This window comes from Pontibacter qinzhouensis (assembly GCF_008017455.1).
Lineage (GTDB): Bacteria > Bacteroidota > Bacteroidia > Cytophagales > Hymenobacteraceae > Pontibacter > Pontibacter qinzhouensis.
Genome location: NZ_VRTY01000157.1, coordinates 1 through 8,406 on the forward strand (window position 1 = coordinate 1; position 8,406 = coordinate 8,406).

The 8,406-nt window shown below is 48.0% G+C and carries 9 protein-coding genes; 1 reads left to right on the top strand and 8 read right to left on the bottom strand.

Annotated elements, in window-relative coordinates; all coding sequences use genetic code 11:
* Positions 1–26 precede the first annotated feature (26 nt).
* A complete protein-coding gene (locus FVR03_RS23035) occupies positions 27–578 on the top strand; it encodes an IS3 family transposase (RefSeq protein ID WP_147924132.1) in 552 nt (183 codons plus the stop codon).
* A 43-nt stretch (positions 579–621) separates the two neighbouring features.
* On the opposite strand, the gene FVR03_RS23040 is transcribed toward FVR03_RS23035, so the two are convergent.
* From FVR03_RS23040 to FVR03_RS23075, 8 genes are all read right to left on the bottom strand, one after another.
* The gene (locus FVR03_RS23040) at positions 622–1,674 is read right to left on the bottom strand and encodes a Gfo/Idh/MocA family protein (RefSeq protein WP_147924133.1); all 1,053 of its coding nucleotides are present in this window, start codon (positions 1,672–1,674) and stop codon (positions 622–624) included.
* The gene (locus tag FVR03_RS23045; RefSeq protein WP_147924134.1) at positions 1,675–2,247 is read right to left on the bottom strand and encodes an acyltransferase; all 573 of its coding nucleotides are present in this window, start codon (positions 2,245–2,247) and stop codon (positions 1,675–1,677) included. It abuts the gene before it with no gap.
* A gap of 2 nt (positions 2,248–2,249) precedes the next feature.
* The gene (locus FVR03_RS23050) at positions 2,250–3,386 is read right to left on the bottom strand and encodes a DegT/DnrJ/EryC1/StrS family aminotransferase (protein WP_147924135.1); all 1,137 of its coding nucleotides are present in this window, start codon (positions 3,384–3,386) and stop codon (positions 2,250–2,252) included.
* A 316-nt stretch (positions 3,387–3,702) separates the two neighbouring features.
* Complete coding sequence (locus tag FVR03_RS23055; RefSeq protein WP_147924136.1) at positions 3,703–5,250, bottom strand: bifunctional GNAT family N-acetyltransferase/carbon-nitrogen hydrolase family protein; 1,548 nt, start codon at positions 5,248–5,250, stop codon at positions 3,703–3,705.
* 246 nt (positions 5,251–5,496) lie between these two features.
* A complete protein-coding gene (locus FVR03_RS23060) occupies positions 5,497–6,153 on the bottom strand; it encodes a 3-oxoacid CoA-transferase subunit B (RefSeq protein WP_147924137.1) in 657 nt (218 codons plus the stop codon).
* A gap of 57 nt (positions 6,154–6,210) precedes the next feature.
* On the bottom strand, positions 6,211–6,567 hold the full coding sequence (locus FVR03_RS23065) for a four helix bundle protein (protein ID WP_147924138.1): 357 nt from the start codon (positions 6,565–6,567) through the stop codon (positions 6,211–6,213).
* A 34-nt stretch (positions 6,568–6,601) separates the two neighbouring features.
* Positions 6,602–7,300, bottom strand: a complete 699-nt coding sequence (locus FVR03_RS23070) for a CoA transferase subunit A (protein WP_147924139.1) — start codon at positions 7,298–7,300, stop codon at positions 6,602–6,604.
* 389 nt (positions 7,301–7,689) lie between these two features.
* Positions 7,690–8,406 (bottom strand): bifunctional riboflavin kinase/FAD synthetase (locus FVR03_RS23075; protein ID WP_147924140.1); only part of this gene is annotated, 717 nt, incomplete at its 5' end.

Below are 8,406 nucleotides of genomic sequence, written 5' to 3' on the forward strand. Positions count from 1 at the left end.
TTTTGTTTTTGAAACAAAAGTAGAAAATGCTCATCCTGCCGGAAAGATGTACTTGGTCGGGCGGATACGTAAGGCCGGCAGAGAAGTGGGTCTCGGATCTCACCTACATCAGGACGCTGGAAGGCTGGCTGTACCTGACGATCGTGCTGGACCTGGCAGACAGAAAAGTGGTGGGCTGGGCGCTGAGTGAGACCATGGAGGCGGACACCACTACGGTGGCTGCCTTTCAGATGGCCATCCGAAACAGGCCTATATTCTATTCCCTTTTGTTTCACTCTGACCGGGGCGTACAGTACGCCTGCAGTGCCTTCCGGGAGCAGTTGGAGGGCAAGCCGGTGTTGCAAAGTATGAGCCGGAAAGGGAATTGTTGGGACAACGCGGTAGCCGAGAGCTTCTTTAAGACGATGAAAACAGAGATGGTCTACCACCACCAGTTTGCCACCAGGCAGCAAGCCCGACTGGCTACCTTTGAGTACATTGAAGGATTTTACAACAGGAAAAGGAGGCATTCAGCTCTGGGCTACCTGACCCCTTGCCAGTATGAAGAGCTCCTGTACAACCAAACAGTGGCTGCCTGAAAAAAGTCTCCAGTAAAACATTGCAAGTCCAAGTAGAATATGCTCAAACTACTGGAAAGTTGTACTTGGTCGGGCGAATACCATAAATCCGCTCAATAATCTCTACAACTTTTAACCCCTCCAGGGCATTGGTAGCGATGGTGTTTCTTCCTTTTAGCGTATCTACTACGTTTTCGATTACATAGTGGTGGTTTTGGGCGGAGCCTTTGTAACTGCCATAGTCGTTGCCTGGGTTGGTGGGTACTAAGGCTGGCGGCGTATAGTCTTTTATATGGCAGTACGCCACCTGGTCCATGTACTGGCCGCCAATTTTTACCGATCCGTTTTCTGCAATTATGGTCATGCTGCTCTCCATGTTCTGGTTCCAGATGGCGGTGGAGTAGTTCAAGCACCCCATGCCGCCATTTACAAAATCAAAACATACAAAGCCGGAATCCTCAAACTCGGTGAGATGCTGGTGCGCGAAATCGCTGAATTTGGCTTGTATGTTTTCGATATCGCCGAAAAGCCAGTACATCATATCAATAAAATGGGAGAACTGTGTGAACAAAGTGCCGCCGTCTAAAGCCTGACTACCGTGCCAGCTATCCTTTGTGTAATAGCGCTCATCGCGATTCCAGTAGCAGTTCAGCTGCACCATATAAATTTTGCCCAGCGTACCCCGGTCAATCAGGTTCTTAATCCAGACGGAAGGAGGAGAGTACCTGTTCTGCATAACCGTAAAAACATGTTTGAGTACATGCAAGGCTTTAAAAATAACTTTCTCGGCATCCTGCCTACTTAAAGTCATGGGCTTTTCTATCACGATATGTTTTCGGGCCTCCAGGCATAGTAGCGCCTGCTCCGCATGATAGCCATTGGGCGTGGCAATAGTAATGACGTCTACATCCGGATCTGTGGCCAGGTAGGAGTTGAGAGAGCTGTAAAAGGGAATTTGCTGGAGCAGGGGGGGCAGCTGCAATGTTTCCTGCGGCAGAACATCAAGTATAGCTACTAATTCGCACTCCCTGTTCCTTGCAATCATGTCGGCATGGCGTTTACCAATATGGCCCATACCTACAACTGCGAAATTTACTTTTTTATCCTGAAAAGGCATTTAACATTGCTTTACTACCTGATTGTTTTCTAACCTGTATTGCTGCCCGCTTTCGGGGCAAGTAGCATAACCGGAGTTATTAAAGTTAAGTTTGTGGCCGTATTCGCTCACCCAACCGCTTTGCCTGGCCGGGTTGCCTATAACCAGCGCGTAAGGTGGCACCTGCTTGGTCACGACGGCACCGGCACCAATAAAGGCATACGCGCCAATGGCATTACCACACACGATAGTGGCGTTGGCACCTATGGTTGCACCTTTGCCTACATGCGTTTTCAGGAACTGGTCGTGCCTGTTAAAAGCGGACCTGGGGTTACGCACATTTGTAAACACCATCGATGGACCTAAAAATACATCATCATCGCAGGTAACACCCGTGTAAATAGACACATTGTTTTGCACCTTCACATTGTTTCCTAGCACTACTTCCGGCGAAATAACTACATTCTGACCAATATTGCAGCCTTTGCCGATGCGGCAGTTGGGCATAATATGGCAGAAATGCCAGATTTTTGTGTCGTCTCCTATCTCACAACCGGCATCTATTACGGCAGTTTCGTGGCATGTGTAAGCCATAGTTAGCGATATTGCTGGTTTGTAAACTCTTTAATGGCAGCTGTTATAAAAATAAGTTGCTCAGGATCCTGCTCTGTGTGTATAGGGAGCGAAAGCACCTGGTTACTCAACTTTTCTGAAACAGGTAAGGGATTTTTATTTTTATGATACTGCTCGTATGCCTTTTGCCGGTGCAGGGGCAAAGGGTAATATACCATAGAAGGGATTCCCTGCTGCTGCAGGTGGGCACGCAATGCCTCTCTGCTTATGTCGCTGCAGATTAACGTGTACTGATGAAAAACATGTGTTGACTGTACAGCTCTGGTTGGTAGTTTAATTCCGGGTAGTAGCGCTAACTGCTCATTGTAAAAAGCAGCAGAAGCTTGCCTGTTGCCGTTAAAAATATCGAGGTGCCTGAGTTTGACACTTAAAATGGCTGCCTGAAGTGTGTCTAAGCGCGAGTTTATGCCTACCAGGTCGTGGTGGTATTTTTGCTTCTGGCCGTGGTTTGCGAGCATCTGCAGTTTAGCGGCTAACGCATCCTCCTGCACCAGCAGAGCGCCACCATCGCCGTAGCACCCCAGATTTTTAGATGGAAAAAATGAAGTTGTTCCTATGTGGCCCATGGTTCCTGCCTTTTTAGCCGTCCCATCCGGGAAAGTATACGCAGCTCCTATGGCTTGTGCAGTGTCTTCTATCACATACAAGTCGTGCTTTTTTGCTAAAGCTAGAATAGGGGCCATGTCGGTGCATTGCCCAAACAAGTGAACAGGTACAATGGCTTTGGTTCTGGATGTAATTTGCTCCTCTATGGCGGCTGCCGTTAGCAGGAATGTATGTGGGTCTACATCGGCAAAAACAGGCGTTAGGCCCAGTAAGGCAATAGCCTCTGCCGTGGCCACATAAGTGAATGCCGGAACTATGACCTCTTCGCCGGGTTGGAGGTCGAGTGCCATCAGAGCGAGCTGCAGGGCATCCGTTCCGTTGGCACAGGTTATAACATAAGGCACCTGGTTGTAAGCCGCAAACTCCTGTGCAAAGCGTGTTACATCCGGGCCATTTATAAAATGGCTATTTGCAAGCACCTGAGCAATGGCAGCATCTATCTCCTGCTTTAGGGCCAGGTACTGACCCTGCAAGTCTACCATTTGTAGTTTCATGTGTCTAAAGAAAATGAAAAATAAACAACCCGTGTCTTTGTTTCTAAATTGTGGCACTAGGAGCTATAGGTTTATGCTTGCGCTTGATGCCATTGTGTAAAGTTACTTATTATTTAACTACCAGATGTTCAGAAAAAAGTAAAAATAAGCCTCACTACCCTTGGATGATTTCAGCAAAATTAGCTTTTGGAGGGCAAATTTATTCGAATAATTAGATAGTTGTTTCGGTAAAAATGCTCTATAAACTACAGCTAAATGACCTCCATGAACTAAAAAGCCACTCCCGAAGAAGTGGCTTTTTAGCGTATTTATAAGATTAATCGTCTTTCCGCAAAACCCAGCTTAGGTTATACAGGTCTTTGCGCCGGTCTTTCAGGTTGCGGACGCTGCCTGCGGTGTTGAGGTCCTTGAGAAGGTCCAGGTCGAGGTCAGCGATCAGGGTCATTTCGGTGTTTGGCGTGGCCTCTGCTACTACGGCATCGTGCGGAAACGCGAAGTCGGAAGGAGAGAAAACAGCCGATTGCGAATACTGAATATCCATGTTCTCTACTTTTGGCAGGTTACCTACGCTACCCGTAATAGCCACGTAGCACTCGTTCTCGATGGCCCGGGCCTGAGAGCAGAGCCGCACACGGAGGTAAGCATTTTTGGTATCTGTCCAGAAAGGAACGAAAAGTATTTTCATGTCCATATCGGAGAGCATACGAGCCAGTTCCGGGAACTCTACATCATAGCAAATAAGGATGCCAATCTTGCCGATATCTGTATCGAATATCTTCAGTTTGTGGCCTCCACGCATACCCCAGTAGTGGGTTTCGTCGGGGGTTACGTGCAGTTTATACTGCTTGTCGTAGGTGCCATCGCGGCGGCAGAGGTACGACACGTTGTAGAGTTTGTTATCGTAATACTCGGGCATGCTCCCCGAAATAATGTTGATGTTATACGACAGGGCCAGGTGAATCATTCGTTCCCTGATCTCATCTGTATATTCGGCCATACTTCTGATGGCCTCAGAAGGGCTCTCTTCGTTGGTAAGAGCCATGAGCGGTGCATTAAAGAACTCCGGGAACATCACGATATCTGATTTGTAGGAGCTAACAGTGTCTACGAAGAACTCTACCTGCTGCATAAAATCGTCGAGTGACTTCACGGCGCGCATCTGCCACTGCACGATCCCGATCCTGACAACGGTTTTTTTGCCGCCGATCAGCTTCTCCTTTTCCTCATAATACACGTTAATCCACTCGAGCAGCGTGGCATAGGCTTTCGATTCCTTGTCGTCGGGCAGATAGCCTTTCAGGATTTTACGAACGTGGAAGTCGTTGCTTATCTGGAACGAAAGCACCGGATCGGAGAGCTCCTTGTTCCGCACCATTTCGATGTATTTGGCCGGAGAGAGTTTCTCGGCATAGTCGATGTAGCCTGGTATGCGGCCACCTGCAATAATGGCGCGCAGGTTCAGCTTTTCGCACATCTCTTTTCGGGCATCGTAGAGCCTTCGGCCCAGGCGCAGGTTACGGTACTCGGGATGCACAAACACATCGAGCCCGTAGAGCGTATCGCCTTCGGGGTCGTGGGTTTTAAAAGAACCCTTGGTAATGATCTGGTCGTAGGTGTGTTTGTCGCCAATGCTGGCATAATCTACTATTATACTCAGTGCAGCTGCCACTACAGCGCCTTTGTCTTCAATGCAAATCTGGCCTTCGGGGAATTTTTTTAACAAACTGGAGAATTCTTTCCTGGTCCAGGCTCCCATGTTGGAGTACACCTTGTCCATTATCTCCTTCACTTCTTTGTAATCTTTCAGTTCCAGCTGGCGTAGCAGCAGGCGGTGTTCGGTATTGTTATCGTTTCGTTCACTCATAAATTAAATTGTCATTCACCTGCATGTATACGTGGTTCATGTATCGTTAAGATGCGATCGTTTTGTAAAGGCTCCTTAAATAGCCACAGTTGCAAAAATAGCTAATTATGATGAGCTTATTCGAGGCTTTTTTGCTGCTAGCAGTTGTGTTGGCCTGCTAGTACCCTTGGCGTAAAATCATTGTTTTTGCTTCGGAAGGGCATTTTCATTAGAATAATTAACAGCTACAGGCTGCAGGCGAGACGCTTACAGCTGCACCTCCGGAATTTCGCCTTCCACGATAAGGGTGCCTTCGGTGGCTTTCTGAATGGCTTCCACAGAAACCCCGGGGGCTCGCTCCAGCAGTTTAAAACCCTGAGCTGTTACCTCGATCACGGCCATATCGGTTACTATTTTTTTTACGCAGGCAAGTCCGGTTATGGGCAGGGTGCATTTTTTTAGCAGTTTAGAGGAGCCATCGCGGGCGGTGTGCTGCATGGCGACAATGATATTTTTGGCAGATGCTACCAGGTCCATGGCACCGCCCATACCTTTTACCATTTTGCCCGGAATTTTCCAGTTGGCAATATCGCCCCGCTCCGAAACCTCCATTGCTCCCAAAATAGTAAGGTCCACGTGCTCGCCCCGAATCATACCGAAGCTCTCGGCGGAGCTGAACAAGGCGGAGCCGGGCAGGGTGGTTATCGTCTGCTTGCCTGCATTGATCATATCGGCATCTACCTGCTCTTCGGTAGGGAAGGGGCCCATACCCAGCAACCCGTTCTCCGACTGCAGCACCACCTCCAGCCCCTCCGGAATGTAGTTGGCCACCAGCGTCGGAATACCGATTCCGAGGTTCACATACATGCCATTGGTTACCTCCCTGGCAATTCGCTTAGCAATTCCATGTTTATCCAGACTCATGTCTTCGTGATTTGAAAATTTGAAGATTTGAGGATTTGAAAATTATAATTTCGAATCCTACTTTTTAAGGTTTTTTGAACTTATGATAATTTTTGAAATAACTCTTTTTATGGAACTTAATTTTTCCTGAAGATGAGTTGGAGACGGATAAGTTGGAACCTTTTGGCAGAGCAGTAGCCAATATTCTGTTTCTTCAACTTCTTTGGCTGAATTCTTGAATTTATGGATAAAATCTGCTTTACTCTCGGCATTCTGAGCCTCTCTAACATTTGCGCCAATAGAAGTTCCACTTTTCAGAAGTTGATTAGCAAGAACAAATTTTCTGTTGGCTTCAAGTTCTTCAGGGTAAAGAATAATAGCAACTGCAAAATCTAAAGTTAGCCTGAGAATCAAATTTTCTTGCTGATAACCCATCCTCTTCAAATTTTTCCATTTTCAAATTTTCAAATCAAGTGGAGCGCAAAGTCCGCTGCTCAATGCGTTTCTCGTAGTGGCTGCCCTGGAAGATGCGTTGCACGTAGATGCCGGGCGTATGAATGGCGTTAGGGTCGAGTTCTCCGGCTGGAACGAGTTCTTCTACCTCGGCAACGGTTATTTTACCGGCTGCTGCCATCATCGGGTTGAAGTTCCGGGCTGTTCCTTTGTAGATTAGGTTGCCAGCTGTATCGCCTTTCCAGGCTTTTACAAAGGAAAAATCGGCTTTAAGCCAACTCTCCAGCAGGTACATTTTCCCGTTGAACTCGCGACTTTCCTTGCCTTCGCCAACTTCGGTGCCGTAACCGGCCGGTGTATAAAAGGCCGGAATGCCGGCACCGCCTGCCCTGATGCGCTCTGCCAGAGTGCCTTGCGGAATCAGCTCTACTTCCAGCTCACCTGTCAGCAATTGCCGTTCGAACTCTGCATTTTCGCCTACGTAGCTCGATATCATTTTCCGGACCTGGTGCTTTTGCAGGAGCAAGCCAATACCGAAATCATCTACCCCAGCATTGTTCGAAATGCAGGTAAGGTCTTTCACCCCGAGCCGCAACAACTCCGCAATAGCGTTTTCAGGTATGCCGCAAAGCCCGAAACCGCCCAGCATCAGCGTCATGCCATCCTGAATGCCTACTAAGGCGGCAGCGGCATCTTTTACCGTTTTAGTTATCATAAGTCCGGAACAAATGTTTGTAAATGGAATATAGATATAAAAAAAGCTATATGTTTAATATAGCTTTTCGTAATTTCAACAGAAATAGTTGTCGGAATGGCATGTTATCTTGTTACTGCCTCCACTGGTTTGTCAAATTATTTACTGATGTTACGCAGTGGTGGTTAAAAGAGGCGCTCATGCTATAGATGGAGTTCAGCTTCATGTAGCGTCGTTACATTGAAACATCGTTGCCAGCCGATTGCTTTTACCTCCAGCTACAAAAAATGCGGGGTAACAGGCGCATGGGCAAACAGAAAGGCCTGGCTCATGCTGCAGCCCCGGCGTTACAATGGAACGCCGCTACAAAGGAAATGGCTGTTCCAACTGCCTAAAATCATTTAAATAATTTAGCTGTCTTTCTGCGGGAGCAGTGCTTTTTGGGTATCTTGTTTGTCCTGTGCCAGTTGTGTCTGCAGGGCCTCCAGACTCGGAAACTTCTGCTCGTGGCGCAGTTGCTGCACAAATTCTACGGTAAGGGTTTTGCCGTACAAATCGCCATTAAAATCGAGCAGGTGAACCTCCAGGGTCAGTTTGCTGCCATTTACGGTAGGGCGTGTGCCTATATTCATCATACCAGATAAACGTGCCTCCTCTACCTGTACCCAAACGGCATACACCCCGTTGGCCGGTATGAGTTTGTGCGGCTCCGGCAGGGCCAGGTTAGCGGTGGGGAACCCGATGGTGCGCCCTAGTTGCTGCCCTTGCTCTACAGTGGAAGTAAGGGAGTAGTAGCGGCCTAAATAGCGGCTGGCAGTGGCCGGATCGCCTGCCTCCAGCGCTTTTCTAATTTTGGTGGAGCTTACGGCAATATCGTCCACATCCTGCTGCGGAATTTCCTCCACCTCAAAACCATATTGCTGCGACCGTGCCTTCAGGTGCTCAAAGCTGCCTTCGCGGTTTTTCCCGAAACGGTGGTCGTAACCAATTACCAGCACTTTGGTATTAATGGCGCGTAACAATACATCAGTTACAAATGTGCGGGAGGTAATGCGGGAAAATTCCTTTGTAAACGGAATAATAAGCAGGTAATCTACGCCATAGCTGCTGAGTTGCGCAATGCGTTC